Consider the following 13936-nt stretch of genomic DNA (forward strand, 5'->3'; position numbering starts at 1 on the left):
CCCGCAGTATGGCGACTGGCACGTAGGTCCAGCCTACGACATCTCTGTCGGGGTTTCCGCCGCTGGCGGGCGTTTTTTACCCCGACCTTTCGCAAAGCTCTTTTTCTTTTCCCCGCCCGGTGCAATCAGCCCGCGAAACTGACGTACCGGGGTATTACGCGCCTGGTGGATAAGCTCATGCAACGTGCCGACCAGCGGTTGCATAAAATCCTGGTAACGGCACTCTTTCTCACTGATTTGCGTCAGCACGGATTCCCAGTGCGCGGTCATATCCGGTCGGGCCGCCATTTCCGGCAGCGAATGGATCAGCGCCCGCCCCGCATCGGTTGAATGAATATAGCGCCCTTTTTTCACCAGGAAACCACGTTTAAACAACAGTTCGATAATCCCGGCGCGGGTCGCTTCGGTGCCCAGACCATCGGTGGCACGAAGGATCTTTTTCAGGTCTTTATCCTGCACAAACCGTGCAATTCCGGTCATGGCAGAGAGCAAGGTGGCGTCGGTAAAATGACGCGGCGGTTGAGTCTGACGCTCGACCACTTCGCCTTTTTCGCACAGCAGTTCATCTGCTTTCGCCACGACAGGTAATGGCGTCCCGTCGTTTTCTTCATCACGTTCCTTCGAGCCCAGCAAGGTACGCCACCCTGCCTCAGCAAGGAAACGGGCTTTTGCAACAAACTTGCCGTTGGCAATATCCAGATCGATCTGACATTTGCGAAATACCGCATCCGGGCAGAACTGCATCAAATACTGGCGGGCGATCAGGTTGTAAACCCGGGTTTCGTTCTCGGTAAGATTGACCTTCGCGGCACGAGCGGTCGGGATAATGGCATGGTGCGCATCGACCTTTTTATCGTCCCAGCACCGGTTGCGGGTATCCGGGTTGATCACTGGCTGCGGCAGTAAATCTGCCGCGTGAACGCTGATTGCATTCATCACAGCATGCCGCCCGGCATAATGTTCCTCCGGCAGATAGCGGCAATCAGAACGCGGGTAGGTAATGAGTTTGTGGGTTTCGTACAGTTTCTGGCAGGTATCCAGAACATTTTGCGCGCTTAGTCCGTAACGCTTAGCCGCTTCGATTTGCAGCGCCGACAGCGAAAACGGCAGCGGAGCCAGTTCTGATTCCCGTTTATCGTTATACGCCGTGACGATAGCGGGCTGCCCGGAAATACGGCTGACCACATGATCCGCCAGCGGGCGGTGCAGCAGGCGCCCTTCTTCATCCTGGTAGGGCTCACACGCTTCGCTCGGCTGCCACAATGCGGTAAAGCGTTCACCCGCCGGAGTGAGGATGTGGGCTTTCACGTCAAAAAAATCTTTGGCGATGAAGTTTTCGATCTCTTCATCGCGGCGCACCACCAACCCGAGGACGGGCGTCTGTACACGACCAACAGACAACACGCCCTGATAGCCCGCATTACGGCCAAGTAAGGTATAAGCGCGGGTCATATTAATGCCGTACAGCCAGTCGGCGCGGGCGCGGGCAAGCGCCGACACGCACAGCGGAATAAATTCGCTGTTGGCGCGCAGGCGTTCAATCGCTCTTTCTACCGCCTGTGGGTTAAGGTCGTTGATCAGGCAGCGCTGCACCTGCTGGCGCTTTTGCGGGGCCAGTTGCAAATAGTCGATCACTTCGTCGACCAGCAACTGCCCTTCGCGATCCGGGTCACCCGCGTGTACCACCTGTTCTGCACTGGCGAGCAAACGCTTAATGACGTTAATCTGCTTGAGCACTGAGGGGCGTGGCTGTAACTGCCACTTCTCAGGCACAATCGGCAAATCAGCCAGGTTCCAGCGGGCATAACGGCTGTCGTAAGCATCGGGTTGCGCCTGCTCCAGCAGGTGACCGATACACCAGGTCACCACCTGATCATTACCACACTCAATGTAGCCGTCGCCTTTGCGATGCGGCTTTGGCAGCACATCGGCAATAGCGCGGGCCAGACTGGGCTTTTCGGCAATAAATAACCGCATAAAATTAACGGATCTCGATCATCGGGCGGCCGCCACGGGCACGCACCAGTTCGCCAATGGCGCTCAGTTCAATGCCATATTCTGCCGCCGTGGCTTTCACTGCCGTTTCCGCTTCTGGCAAGACCGCCAGCAGCAGCCCGCCAGAGGTTTGCGGATCGCACAACAGGTCACGCACGTCAGCCGGCATTTCACCCATTAAATGGCCATAGCTTGCAAAGTTGCGTTGCGTACCGCCCGGTACCGCGCCTTGTGCGATATAGGCTTCGACACCGGGTAACTTCGGCACATCCTGCCAGTTGATCTGCGCTTGCACGCCTGCGCCCTGACACATTTCGCTCAAATGCCCGAGCAGGCCAAAACCGGTGACATCCGTCATGGCTTTCACCCCGTCGATAGCGGCAAACGCCGCCCCGGCGATATTCATCCGGCACATCACTTCAGTCGCCAGTCCCTGATGTTCTGCTTTCAGCAGCGACTTTTTCTCAGCGGTTGTGAGAACGCCAATCCCCAGCGGTTTGGTCAGGAATAACCGACACCCCGCCTCGGCGGTGCTGTTTCGCTTCACGCGCTCAGTAGGCACCACGCCCGTTACCGCAAGACCAAAGATGGGCTCTGGCGCATCAATAGAGTGCCCGCCCGCAAGGACAATGCCCGCCTGCTGGCAGGCAAAGCGGCCACCCTCAATCACCTGGCGGGCAATCTCTGGTGCCAGGGTGTTAATCGGCCAGCCCAGAATCGCGATCGCCATGATCGGTTTCCCCCCCATCGCAAAAATATCGCTGATGGCGTTGGTGGCGGCAATGCGGCCAAAATCGAAGGGGTTATCGACAATCGGCATAAAAAAGTCAGTGGTGCTGATAATGCAGGTACCGTTACCCAGATCGTAAACGGCGGCGTCATCGCGCGTTTCGTTGCCGACAAGCAAGTTCGGGTCGAGAAACTTCGCCTGCTCGCTGTGCAGAATAGTATCCAACACTTTGGGGGAAATTTTACAACCGCAACCGGCTCCGTGGCTGTATTGCGTTAAACGTATAACTTGCTCGCTCATGGACATCTCCTGTCAATGCAATCCCGCTATGGTAGCGCCCAAACGGTAAGGTGATAAGTCTGGCAATCTGAAATCGCGCGCTGTTGCTCATTAAGCGAACGAAAGCCGCCCCTGACGCGCCTGTTTTTACGTCACGGCTGTCGCCAGAGAGCATCTCATCTGTCATTTTGCGAGCTAAGCCAATTTAATTTTTTTCTAATTGTGACAGAAATATGACAGAGCCTGAGAGGGCAACGGACATTATCCAACACCAAGGAACTACGGCGAATGAAAAAAAATATTCTCGCATTTTGTCTTGCCAGCCTGCTTTCTACCAGCGCACTGGCGTTGGTGCCTGCGGGCAACGATGCCACCACCAAACCTGACCTTTACTACCTTAAAAATAATCAGGCGATTGACAGCCTGGCGCTGTTGCCGCCTCCGCCAGAAGTGGGCAGCATTGCATTTTTGAACGATCAGGCGATGTATGAACAAGGCCGTTTATTGCGCAACACCGAACGAGGTAAACAGGCGGCTGAAGACGCCAACCTGAGTGCGGGAGGCGTGGCAAATGCCTTCTCGGCCGCATTTGGCTCACCCATTACCGAGAAGGATTCTCCGCAGCTACATAAGCTGCTGACCAACATGATTGAAGACGCTGGCGATCTGGCCACCCGTGGGGCGAAACAGAAATATATGCGTATCCGCCCGTTTGCCTTCTATGGCGTACCGACCTGCAATACCAAAGAGCAGGACACGCTGTCGAAAAATGGCTCTTATCCCTCCGGCCATACGTCCATCGGCTGGGCAACCGCGCTAGTGCTGGCGGAGGTGAATCCGGCGCGCCAGGATCAGATCTTTAAACGTGGTTTCGATCTTGGCCAGAGCCGGGTGATTTGCGGTTACCACTGGCAGAGTGATGTTGATGCTGCGCGTATTGTCGGTTCGGCGGTTGTCGCCACGCTGCACACCAACCCGGCTTTCCTGCAGCAGTTACAAAAAGCCAAAGATGAATTTGCCGCTCAGCGCAAATAAACGTTCAGAATGGCCCGGCAGCGCGATGACGTTGACCGGGCCTGCAAGAGATAGTCTGCTGTTCAGAAACGCGTCACAAACGGCGTGGTGTCCGGTAACGTGACGGTGGTGGATGCTTTCAGTTGCGGGGTGCCGAGGTAGAGGAAGCCGACGATTTTATCCTGCTCGCGGCAGTTAAATGCCTCACGCACGACCGGGCTGTCGGTCAACGGCCCCGTACGCCAGATACCATTAAACCCCTGCGCCAGCGCCGCCATTTGCATGGCCATCACAGCACACCCCGCCGAAAGCAACTGTTCCCATTCCGGGACCTTAGGGTGTGCTTCGCATTTGGCGACCACCGCAATAATCAGCGGTGCGCGAAACGGTGAAGTGCGGGCTTTTTCGATGCCCTTTTCATCCTGGCCGGCCGCCACAGCGCCCTGTTCCAGAATCTGACTGAAACGCTCGCGCCCTTCGCCTTCAACGACGAAAAAATGCCACGGTTGCAGCGTGCCATGATCCGGAGCGCGCATTCCGGCGCGAAGAATGTTGTCCAGTTGTTCACCTGTCGGCGCTGGCTCCGCCAGTCGGGAAGCACTGCGACGGTTGACGAGCAATTCAAGTGCGTCCATTAGTTAACCTCCTGTAGTCAAATTTATTCATAAAATTAACACGGGCGTAGAATTTGTTACAGCGCCGGAGGCGATTCCTGCTGACAAGTGACGGCGGGGTAATTAGGATAACCACACTTTGCCGCTCAGGGCAGCGGTGGGCGTTAACTACCAGGGAGAATACATGCGAACCCTTTGGCGTATTATTGCCGGTTTTTTTAAGTGGGCCTGGCGATTGCTGAACTTTATCCGCAATCTGGTGCTGAATCTGTTCTTTATCTTGTTGGTGCTGGTGGGTGTAGGCATCTGGATGCAGGTCAGCAGCGGTAAAGCCGATCACAGTAGTCGCGGTGCTTTGCTGCTGGATATTTCCGGTGTGGTCGTCGACAAACCGAGCGCCAGCAACCGGCTCGGCGTGCTGGGTCGTCAGTTCTTTGGCGCCAGTTCCGATCGCCTGCAAGAGAACTCCTTGTTCGACATCGTTGAAACCATCCGCCAGGCGCAAAACGATCGCAATATTACCGGCATCGTGATGGATCTGAAAAACTTCGCCGGTGCCGATCAGCCATCGATGCAGTATATCGGTAAAGCGCTACGCGAATTCCGCGACAGCGGTAAACCGGTGTATGCCGTCGGAGATAACTACAGCCAGGGGCAGTACTACCTTGCCAGTTTCGCCAACAAGATTTGGCTCTCGCCGCAGGGTGTGGTTGACCTGCACGGCTTTGCTACCAACGGGCTTTATTACAAATCGCTGCTGGATAAGCTGAAAGTCACCACGCATGTGTTCCGCGTCGGTACATATAAATCAGCCGTCGAGCCGTTTATCCGTGACGATATGTCGCCCGCTGCGCGCGAGGCCGACAGCCGCTGGATCAATGAGCTGTGGCAAAACTACCTTAATACCGTGGCCGCGAACCGCCAGATCACCGCGCAGCAGGTGTTCCCTGGGGCGCAGGCCATGCTGGATGGTTTACGCAAAGCCGATGGCGATACCGCGAAATATGCGCTGGATAACAAACTGGTGGATGAACTGGGCTCCGCTGCCGATGCGGAAAAAGCACTGGTTAAACAGTTTGGCTGGAGCGACCAGGATAAGAACTTCCGTGCCGTCAGTTATTATGACTATTCGCTGAAGAAACCGAGTGATGTCGGCGATACCGTGGCGGTGATTTTCGCCAATGGCGCGATCATGGATGGAGAAGAGACGCCGGGTAACGTGGGCGGTGACACCACCGCCGCGCAGATCCGCGATGCTCGTCTGGATCCGAAAGTAAAAGCCATTGTGCTGCGTGTTAACAGCCCTGGTGGCAGCGTCAGCGCATCAGAAGTGATCCGTTCCGAACTGGCGGCGGTCAGAGCGGCAGGCAAACCGGTGGTGGTTTCGATGGGCGGAATGGCCGCGTCCGGGGGTTACTGGATCTCTACCCCGGCAAACTACATTCTGGCTAATGCCAGCACCCTTACCGGTTCTATCGGTATCTTTGGGGTTATCAACACCGTGGAAAACAGCCTCAGCAGCATTGGCGTGCATACTGACGGTGTGGCGACGTCACCGCTGGCGGATATCAGCATGACCAAAGCCCTGCCGGATGAAGTGCAGCAGATGATGCAGCTCAGCATAGAAAATGGCTATAAACGCTTTATCACGCTGGTGGCGAAATCGCGCAACAGTACGCCGGAGCAGATCGATCAGATTGCGCAAGGCCACGTCTGGACCGGGCAGGATGCGAAAGCTAATGGTCTGGTCGATGGGCTGGGTGACTTTGACGACGCGCTGGCGAAAGCCGCTGAACTGGCGAAGCTTAAACAGTGGCACGTCGATTACTACGAAGAGGAAGCCAGCTTCTTTGACCGGGTAATGGACAGCATGTCCGGCTCTGTTCGCGCCATGTTGCCGCAGGCCTTACAGGCGTATCTGCCCGCCCCGCTGGCGAGTGCCGCGCTGGAAGTCAAAAACGAAACGGATAAACTGGCCGTGTTTAACGATCCACAAAATCGTTACGCGCTCTGTCTCAACTGCGCCAATATCCGCTAAAATCGCCTGTTCACGTCCCCTCCCGCCGGAGGGGATTTTTTTGATGCTAAGAACTTATTATTATGCAAAAAAAATCCATTTACGTAGCCTACACGGGCGGGACCATCGGTATGCAGCGCTCTGAGCACGGCTATGTGCCTGTATCCGGGCACCTGCAACGTCAGCTGGCGCTGATGCCTGAATTCCATCGTCCGGAAATGCCCGACTTTACCATCCACGAATACGATCCGTTGATGGACTCCTCCGATATGACGCCGGAAGACTGGCAACATATCGCCGACGATATCAAAGCGAACTATGACCAGTACGACGGTTTTGTCATCCTTCACGGCACCGACACCATGGCGTACACCGCTTCTGCACTGTCGTTTATGCTGGAAAATCTCGGTAAACCGGTCATTGTGACAGGGTCACAAATTCCGCTGGCGGAACTGCGTTCAGACGGGCAGATCAACCTGCTGAATGCGCTGTATGTGGCGGCGAATTTCCCCATCAACGAAGTGGCACTCTTTTTCAATAACCGTCTGTTCCGGGGGAACCGCACCACCAAAGCGCATGCGGATGGTTTTGATGCTTTTGCCTCGCCCAATCTCGCGCCGCTGCTTGAAGCGGGTATCCATATTCGTCGTCTTAATACGCCGCCTGCGCCTTACACCGTGGGGGAACTGGTAGTGCATCCGATCACTCCGCAACCGATTGGCGTTGTCACTATCTACCCCGGTATTTCTGCCGATGTCGTGCGCAACTTCTTACGCCAGCCGGTAAAAGCGCTGATCCTGCGTTCTTATGGTGTGGGCAACGCACCGCAAAATGGTGAGTTTCTCAAAGAGCTGCAGGAAGCCAGCGCGCGCGGCATTGTGGTAGTGAACCTGACCCAGTGCATGTCCGGCAAAGTGAATATGGGCGGCTATGCCACCGGCAACGCCCTCGCCCATGCCGGTGTGATTGGCGGCGCGGACATGACGGTAGAAGCCACGCTGACTAAACTTCACTATCTGTTAAGCCAGGATTTGGATGCCGATGCAATCCGCAGCGCAATGACCCAAAACCTGCGCGGTGAACTGACGCCGGACGAGTGAGGAGGCAACCATGACGCAACGCGCTTTGCTGCTGGTCGATATCCAGAATGATTTTTGTGCGGGTGGCGCACTGGCTGTCGCAGAAGGCGACAGTACGGTGGACATTGCCAATGCCATGATGGCCTGGTGCCACGCACGCGCAGAAACCATCGTGGCCAGCCTTGACTGGCACCCGGCGGATCACGGCAGCTTCGCCAGCCAGCATCACGCAGCGCCCTTCAGCCAGGGCGAGCTGGATGGCCTGCCGCAAACATTCTGGCCCGATCACTGTGTGCAACACAGTGAAGGTGCTCAGTTGCATCCGCTGCTGGATAAAACAGCGATTGCGGCGGTATTCCATAAAGGGGAAAACCCCTTGCTGGACAGCTACAGCGCGTTTTTTGATAACGGCCACCGGCAGAAAACCGCCCTTGATGGCTGGTTGCGCGAACACGGTATTAACGAACTGGTGGTCCTCGGGCTGGCCACCGACTACTGCGTAAAATTCACCGTGCTGGATGCGTTACAACTCGGTTATCAGGTCAGTGTGATCACCGATGGCTGCCGCGGTGTGAATCTTCATGCTGACGACAGCGCGCAGGCCTTTATGGCAATGGCGGCTGCCGGTGCCACGCTTTACACCCTGGCGGACTGGCAAGAAACGCAGCCGTAATCCCCCTTGCTGGCGGAAGCATTGCGTTTCCGCCACGCACGTAAAATGCACTTTTTATCACATAAATGCATTTATGCCGTAAAAATTATGCATTTCTGTGCATTGCACATTCGCAGATGAAAAAAACGCTCTAATTATAAACTGATACCTCTTGAATATTGCATTTCACCCCCGCAAGCAGTGCTCACCTTGGGCAGTGATGATCGGTTTTTAATCGATTTGACTCACAATTTTATTGCATTTTTCTTGCTAAAAAACCCATTTGATCGAATGTTGTTAACATTATGAAAACAATTAACTGACCTCTGGAGTATTTATGACGCTTTATCACCCCTAAGCCACCACAACCCCCCTGCACAGGCTTAGCCCGTAGCAGACCTCAGGTGGCAGGCTATCAACTTGCACCGCGGGGATGAACAGCCCCGCGAAAACAGACGCGAACTTTCTGACAGTTGGCGCGATCTCTCCGCGCCGGCAGGAGATCCTTATGCTTTCACTTTTAGGTTACGGCATGATTGTTGTTTTTATGGTGCTGATCATGACCCGGAAACTTTCGGCGCTAGTGGCATTAACGCTGATCCCGATTATTTTCGCCATGCTTGCAGGCTTCAGCGCCGACATGGGCGGCATGATGATTGACGGTCTGAAGAAAGTGGCCCCCACCGCGATCATGGTGATTTTCGCCATTCTCTATTTCAGCACCATGTTTGACACGGGCTTGTTTGATCCGATTATTCGCTTCTTTATCCGCGTTATTAAAGGCGACCCCGTTAAAGCGGTGATGTGCACCGCGGTGTTGGCGGCAATGGTGTCGCTGGATGGCGATGGCTCGACCACCTATATGATCTGTGTGACTGCCATGTTACCCCTCTTTAAACGCATCCGCCTCGATCCGCTTGCGCTAACCTGCGTGGTGTTCCTGTCGGGGAGTATCACTAACCTGCTGCCGTGGGGCGGCCCGCTCGCCAGAGTCGCGGCGTCCTTAAAAGTGGAATCCAGCGAGCTCTTTATTCCGTTAATTCCCACAATGATTGTCGGCTTTATTGGTGTACTGGCGCTGGCCTGGTTTATTGGCATGCGGGAGCGCCAGCGCCTGGGAACGCTGTCAATTCACCCCGGTCATCTCGGGCGGAAATTTGCCGCTGAAGAGACAACCGCGGCTTATATTACCCACGCGCCGGATGAAAAAGAGGCCCTGCGTCGCCCTAAGCTGTTCTGGATTAATTCTGCGCTGACTACCGTATTAATGGTTTCACTGGTGCTGGAATTACTGCCGCTGGCCGTCTTATTTATGATTGCCTTTGCGCTGGCGTTGCTGATCAATTATCCGCAGCTTGAAGCGCAACGTCAGCGTATTGCGGCCCATGCGCCTGCGGCCCTTAATCAGACCTCGATATTCCTTGCGGCAGGGATCTTTGCCGGTATTCTCTCCGGCACCGGAATGGTGACCGCCATGTCGGGCACGCTGCTGGATATTTTACCTGACAGCTTTGGTCCATATTTAGCGCCTATCACGGCCTTAATTAGCTTGCCCGGTACTTTTTTTATGTCGAACGATGCCTTTTATTACGGCGTATTACCGGTGATTGCCGAAGCCGCAAAAACCTATGGTATCGCGCCGGTAGAAATTGGCCGGGCATCGCTGGTTGGCCAGCCAGTGCACCTGCTTAGCCCCCTGGTCGCCTCGACCTATTTGCTGGTCGGGCTGGCGGGGGTGGAGTTCAGCGATCATCAGAAATACACCTTTAAATGGGCATTTTTATTGTGCATGTTATTTCTCGCCTGCGGTTTACTGCTGGGGATTTATCCGCTCTATTCCCGGTGATAACGACGCGGGCAGCTTTTCGCGTGCCCGCTTTTTTACATCAGACCTTTTTCTGCGAGCGAAAATATCCCATGAGAGCCAATCACCAGATGATCGAGGACCACAATATTTAGCAAGCGCATTACCTTCTGAATATCTTTGGTTAACTGATAATCGGAACGGCTTAATAATGGATCCCCGGAGGGGTGGTTATGCGCCAGAATAAGGGCTGCGGCGTTAAGCTGTAGTGCGCGTTGCGCGATGACTCGGGGGTGCACTTCCACACGATTGATGGTGCCAAGGAATAATTTCTCGAAGCCGATTAGGGTATTTTTATTGTCGAGAAACATGACGGCAAAGACTTCCCGCTCATCCGGCTCCAGGCTTAAGCGCAAAAACTGCTTCACTGTTTCTGAACCGGTCATTTTCAAACCGGGCTCGCGTAAGCGTCGGTCAAGGATCTCTATTGCCTGCGCAATAATCTGGCGCTCATCATCGGTCATTAGCCGTCTCTTTTGTTCTCAACGCGTTAATACCCTGTTCTGTGCCGGGTTATTCAGCGCGCCATGATTGCATTTAAATTTTTTAAAATGCAATAATATTGGCATTGATCTGCATCCAGATGCACCCTGCACAGGCATAAGGCAGCTTATATGAAGGTTAGCTCACTGACGGAACGTATTTCAGACAAAATTATCAGCATGATCGACGGCGGAATGTTGTCGCCAGGCGCGCATTTAAGCGTGCCAAAGCTGGCGGAGAATTTCGATGTCTCCCGCTCCCCGGTACGTGAAGCGTTACTGTTTCTGGAATTTAAAGGCATTCTTAACCAGCAAAAAAACCGCGGTTTTTTTGTCAACGATGATTACCAGCCACAGGCGCATGTGAGCAACTTACGCAATACCGATGGCGATCTGCCGAAAGAGTATTACAAAATCGCTGAAGATTGGTTGCAGGACAATATCGAAGCTGAAGTCACAGAACAATATTTGCTGCGCACCTATGACTTATCGAAAACCCAGTTGAATATTATTCTGAGCCGCGCCATGAGCGAAGGATGGGTGGAGCGTAAGCAAGGGTATGGCTGGCGTTTCCTGCCCGTCGCCAAAACCAAACAAGCGCTCGAGCAAATCTTCAGCTTTCGTATGGTGATCGAACCGATGGCGATCCTGGAACCGACCTATAAAGCCCCGCAGGATAAGGTGGCGGAACTGAAAAAAGAGCTGCAGATGTTGCTCGACTCCGGCATTGAAAAACTTTCGCCTGCGCTGCTGCAACTGGCGGGTTATCGCTTTCATGAGACATTGATCAGTTTTTCTAACAATCCTTATTTCGAAATCTCCCTGCGTAATGTCAACCGCATGCGCCGCTTGCTGGACTACCGCATTATGGACGATCGCGGCCGCTACTATGCCGAAGTGAAAGATCATTTGCATATTCTTGAACTGATTGAATCCGGTCAATTAATTGAGGCGTCGTACACCATGAAACAGCATCTGGTGAAAGCGCTACACAATAAGAGCCGTATCGACACGCAGGTCTTAGCCAAGGCCTGACATGAAGTGCTTTTGTTGATGTACTGCTGTTATTTCGCTTTTGTTTGATTATTGATTTTATTTTATTTTTATTCTTATCGTGATCCAGATCGCTGCCTAAAATGTGCATTTAAACTTTAATAAATGCACATCAACAAGGAGTCGATCATGCCCTCTTATGCTTACATTGGCTGCCGAACGTCGCAGAGACGCGGCGCACGTGGACGCGGAATTAAGGTTTTTCGGATAGATGCACCAGGCGTCTGGCACCTGGTGCAGACGCTCGCTTCATCACAGGAAAATCCCTCATGGCTTACCCTCAACGCAGCGGCAACGCGACTGTATGCAATCCACGGTGACGGTGATCGGATCAGCGTCTATCAGCGCAACAGCCAGAGCGGAGAACTACGCTGGCTGTCCGATCAAACCACTGGCCCTGCTAACCGTCACCCGGACCTGGATCCTCTTCGGCGGAATAACCCGGTTCACGCTGTGCTGACGCCCGATGAAAAATACGTGCTGATTGCCAACCACGAAGCAGGAAATATTGCCTGCCTGGCCGTAGAAAATGCCGATGCGCTTTCGCCACCGCTGGCGTTTACCCCCATTGCCGGTCGCCCTGCCGCCGTGGGCGCCGCAAAAAACCTCTCGCGTCCTCACGAGATCATCTTCGCCCCGGATCAGCAGCATTTCGCGGTTCCCGTTCAGGGCCGCGATGCAGGAATGGGCCTTGATATGCTGCAAATTTACCGTTTTCAGCAAGGCGAGGTGATAAAAACGGACGAAGTCCGGCTGGCCGACGGCAGTTGGCCGCGACACGTCGACTTTCATCCCTCCGGGCGCTGGCTATACTGCCTCACAGAACTGGGGAACACCCTCTGTGTCTTCGATTATGATGCCTCACGCGGCTCACTCAGCCTGAAACAGACCCTCAGCAGTCTGCCTGATGGCTGGGAAGAGCGCAGCGACGCCAGCGAAGTAGAAGTACACCGGAGCGGGCGCTTTCTTTACGCTGCGAACCGGGGGCATGACAGCATCGGTATTTTCAGCATTGATCAACAACACGGTACGCTGACAGCCACCGAGTGGGTAAACTGTGGCGGCAAAACGCCGCGCTTTACCGCTTTTTCGCCCGAAGGGACCTGCTTCTACAGTGCCAACGAAGACGCCGACACGCTGTGTGAATTCCACGTTGATGCCGGGTCCGGCATGCTGACTGCAAGCGGTATGATTATTCCGGCGGAGAGCCCCACCTGCATCTGCTTTGTGTAATCCCCACCCCGCAGTCGCTATTCACTGCGGGGCACGCTGCCCACCGGTCAGATGATCGATCAGTGATTTAGCGGCCGGAGACGCCTCGTGATAGCGGCGCGTTGCTACCAGCAGTTCGCGCTTTGCCCAGCGCTCCTCCAGCGGAATGCATTTCAGCGCCGGGTGCAAGGTGAAGTGATTGACTTCGTTGACCGGTAACAAGGCGATCCCTAGCCCCTGGCGCGCCAGTTCAGCCATGCAGGTAAAGCTGCTCACCCGTAGGTTAATGTCCAGCGTAATGCCTGATTTTGCCGCTTCCCGCTCGAGCATACGGCTGACCGTGCTGTCGCGGTGCGCGCCAATCATTTTCTCGCCAGCGCACTCACTTAATCTCAGCGCGTCTCGCATTGCCAGTGGATGTTCGATCGCCATCAACACGGCCAGACTGTCTTCACGCCATGGCCAGACCTCAAGCCCCGCGGGGGTGGTCCAGGTAGAGAAAAACCCCACATCGACGCTGCCCTCGAGTAGCCCCTGTACCACGCCCATGCCGGTGCGCTCTTCTATGTCGATATCCGTCTGTGGGAAGGCCGCAAGATACCGATTGAGCGCCAGCGGCAGGTGATGCATTAAAGCCGCCTGGATGGCGCAAATGCGAATATGCCCGCGAACACCGGCGGCATAATCCCCGAGTTCTTCTTCCATTTGCGCAAGATTTTTGCCAATGGTTCTGGCATGAAAGAGCAACGAGTGGCCGGCGGGGGTCAGTTCAATACCGCGCGGCAACCGCAGCAGCAGCGGCGTACCAACCTGCAATTCCAGCTCGCTGATGCGTTTACTGGCCGCCGAAACAGCCATGTGTTTACGCCGGGCCGCGCGGGTCAGGTTTTGTTCTTCAGCCACGGCCACAAACAGCGACAGCGTGGTCAGGTCGTAGCGCATGCT

At 54.7% G+C, this 13936-nt stretch carries 12 protein-coding genes; 7 read left to right on the forward strand and 5 right to left on the reverse strand.

Translation table 11 applies throughout. From position 1 onward, the window contains the following. Positions 1 to 33 precede the first annotated feature (33 nt). Entirely contained in the window at positions 34 to 1977 is a 1944-nt protein-coding gene (locus ACUY4S_RS13810; protein ID WP_312685856.1) for a DNA topoisomerase III, read from the reverse strand. Positions 1978 to 1981: 4 nt separating this feature from the next. Beyond that, positions 1982 to 3025, reverse strand: coding sequence for a selenide, water dikinase SelD (gene selD, locus ACUY4S_RS13815; RefSeq protein ID WP_312685853.1), 1044 nt, complete (start codon positions 3023 to 3025; stop codon positions 1982 to 1984). A 267-nt stretch (positions 3026 to 3292) separates the two neighbouring features. On the opposite strand from selD, the gene phoC reads away from it, so the two are divergent. Beyond that, on the forward strand, positions 3293 to 4039 hold the full coding sequence (gene phoC / locus ACUY4S_RS13820; RefSeq protein WP_458022268.1) for an acid phosphatase PhoC: 747 nt from the start codon (positions 3293 to 3295) through the stop codon (positions 4037 to 4039). A gap of 62 nt (positions 4040 to 4101) precedes the next feature. On the opposite strand, the gene ACUY4S_RS13825 is transcribed toward phoC, so the two are convergent. Next, a complete protein-coding gene (locus ACUY4S_RS13825; RefSeq protein WP_312685848.1) occupies positions 4102 to 4653 on the reverse strand; it encodes an NAD(P)H nitroreductase in 552 nt (183 codons plus the stop codon). Positions 4654 to 4816: 163 nt separating this feature from the next. Between ACUY4S_RS13825 and sppA the strand changes: the two genes are divergently transcribed. The 4 genes from sppA (at position 4817) to ACUY4S_RS13845 (ending at position 10226) form a co-directional block, all read left to right on the forward strand. Then, the gene (gene sppA / locus ACUY4S_RS13830; protein WP_458022269.1) at positions 4817 to 6670 is read left to right on the forward strand and encodes a signal peptide peptidase SppA; all 1854 of its coding nucleotides are present in this window, start codon (positions 4817 to 4819) and stop codon (positions 6668 to 6670) included. A 62-nt stretch (positions 6671 to 6732) separates the two neighbouring features. Next, positions 6733 to 7749, forward strand: coding sequence for an asparaginase (gene ansA / locus ACUY4S_RS13835; protein WP_312685844.1), 1017 nt, complete (start codon positions 6733 to 6735; stop codon positions 7747 to 7749). 10 nt (positions 7750 to 7759) lie between these two features. Then, a complete protein-coding gene (gene pncA, locus ACUY4S_RS13840; RefSeq protein ID WP_458022270.1) occupies positions 7760 to 8401 on the forward strand; it encodes a bifunctional nicotinamidase/pyrazinamidase in 642 nt (213 codons plus the stop codon). Between the two features lie 487 nt (positions 8402 to 8888). Then, the gene (locus tag ACUY4S_RS13845) at positions 8889 to 10226 is read left to right on the forward strand and encodes a CitMHS family transporter (RefSeq protein ID WP_458022271.1); all 1338 of its coding nucleotides are present in this window, start codon (positions 8889 to 8891) and stop codon (positions 10224 to 10226) included. Between the two features lie 35 nt (positions 10227 to 10261). On the opposite strand, the gene ACUY4S_RS13850 is transcribed toward ACUY4S_RS13845, so the two are convergent. After that, the gene (locus tag ACUY4S_RS13850; protein ID WP_312685838.1) at positions 10262 to 10708 is read right to left on the reverse strand and encodes a JAB domain-containing protein; all 447 of its coding nucleotides are present in this window, start codon (positions 10706 to 10708) and stop codon (positions 10262 to 10264) included. A 150-nt stretch (positions 10709 to 10858) separates the two neighbouring features. On the opposite strand from ACUY4S_RS13850, the gene ACUY4S_RS13855 reads away from it, so the two are divergent. Continuing rightward, positions 10859 to 11761, forward strand: a complete 903-nt coding sequence (locus ACUY4S_RS13855) for a GntR family transcriptional regulator (RefSeq protein ID WP_312685836.1) — start codon at positions 10859 to 10861, stop codon at positions 11759 to 11761. A 147-nt stretch (positions 11762 to 11908) separates the two neighbouring features. Next, the gene (locus ACUY4S_RS13860; RefSeq protein WP_458022272.1) at positions 11909 to 13012 is read left to right on the forward strand and encodes a lactonase family protein; all 1104 of its coding nucleotides are present in this window, start codon (positions 11909 to 11911) and stop codon (positions 13010 to 13012) included. Between the two features lie 21 nt (positions 13013 to 13033). Here the strand turns inward: ACUY4S_RS13860 and ACUY4S_RS13865 are convergent, their stop codons facing one another. Continuing rightward, positions 13034 to 13933: a LysR family transcriptional regulator gene (locus ACUY4S_RS13865; protein ID WP_458022273.1), complete on the reverse strand. Its 900-nt coding sequence runs from the start codon at positions 13931 to 13933 to the stop codon at positions 13034 to 13036. Positions 13934 to 13936: the final 3 nt, after the last annotated feature.

The sequence above is a fragment of the Kosakonia beeri genome (genome assembly GCF_054165705.1).

Coding starts and splice junctions, on each gene's coding strand:
- pncA (WP_458022270.1), top strand. CDS start 7,760: ATGACGCAACGCGCTTTGCTGCTGGTCGATATCCAGAATGATTTTTGT.
- sppA (WP_458022269.1), top strand. CDS start 4,817: ATGCGAACCCTTTGGCGTATTATTGCCGGTTTTTTTAAGTGGGCCTGG.
- selD (WP_312685853.1), bottom strand. CDS start 3,025: ATGAGCGAGCAAGTTATACGTTTAACGCAATACAGCCACGGAGCCGGT.
- ACUY4S_RS13845 (WP_458022271.1), top strand. CDS start 8,889: ATGCTTTCACTTTTAGGTTACGGCATGATTGTTGTTTTTATGGTGCTG.
- ACUY4S_RS13825 (WP_312685848.1), bottom strand. CDS start 4,653: ATGGACGCACTTGAATTGCTCGTCAACCGTCGCAGTGCTTCCCGACTG.
- ACUY4S_RS13855 (WP_312685836.1), top strand. CDS start 10,859: ATGAAGGTTAGCTCACTGACGGAACGTATTTCAGACAAAATTATCAGC.
- ACUY4S_RS13850 (WP_312685838.1), bottom strand. CDS start 10,708: ATGACCGATGATGAGCGCCAGATTATTGCGCAGGCAATAGAGATCCTT.
- ansA (WP_312685844.1), top strand. CDS start 6,733: ATGCAAAAAAAATCCATTTACGTAGCCTACACGGGCGGGACCATCGGT.
- ACUY4S_RS13810 (WP_312685856.1), bottom strand. CDS start 1,977: ATGCGGTTATTTATTGCCGAAAAGCCCAGTCTGGCCCGCGCTATTGCC.
- ACUY4S_RS13865 (WP_458022273.1), bottom strand. CDS start 13,933: ATGCGCTACGACCTGACCACGCTGTCGCTGTTTGTGGCCGTGGCTGAA.
- phoC (WP_458022268.1), top strand. CDS start 3,293: ATGAAAAAAAATATTCTCGCATTTTGTCTTGCCAGCCTGCTTTCTACC.
- ACUY4S_RS13860 (WP_458022272.1), top strand. CDS start 11,909: ATGCCCTCTTATGCTTACATTGGCTGCCGAACGTCGCAGAGACGCGGC.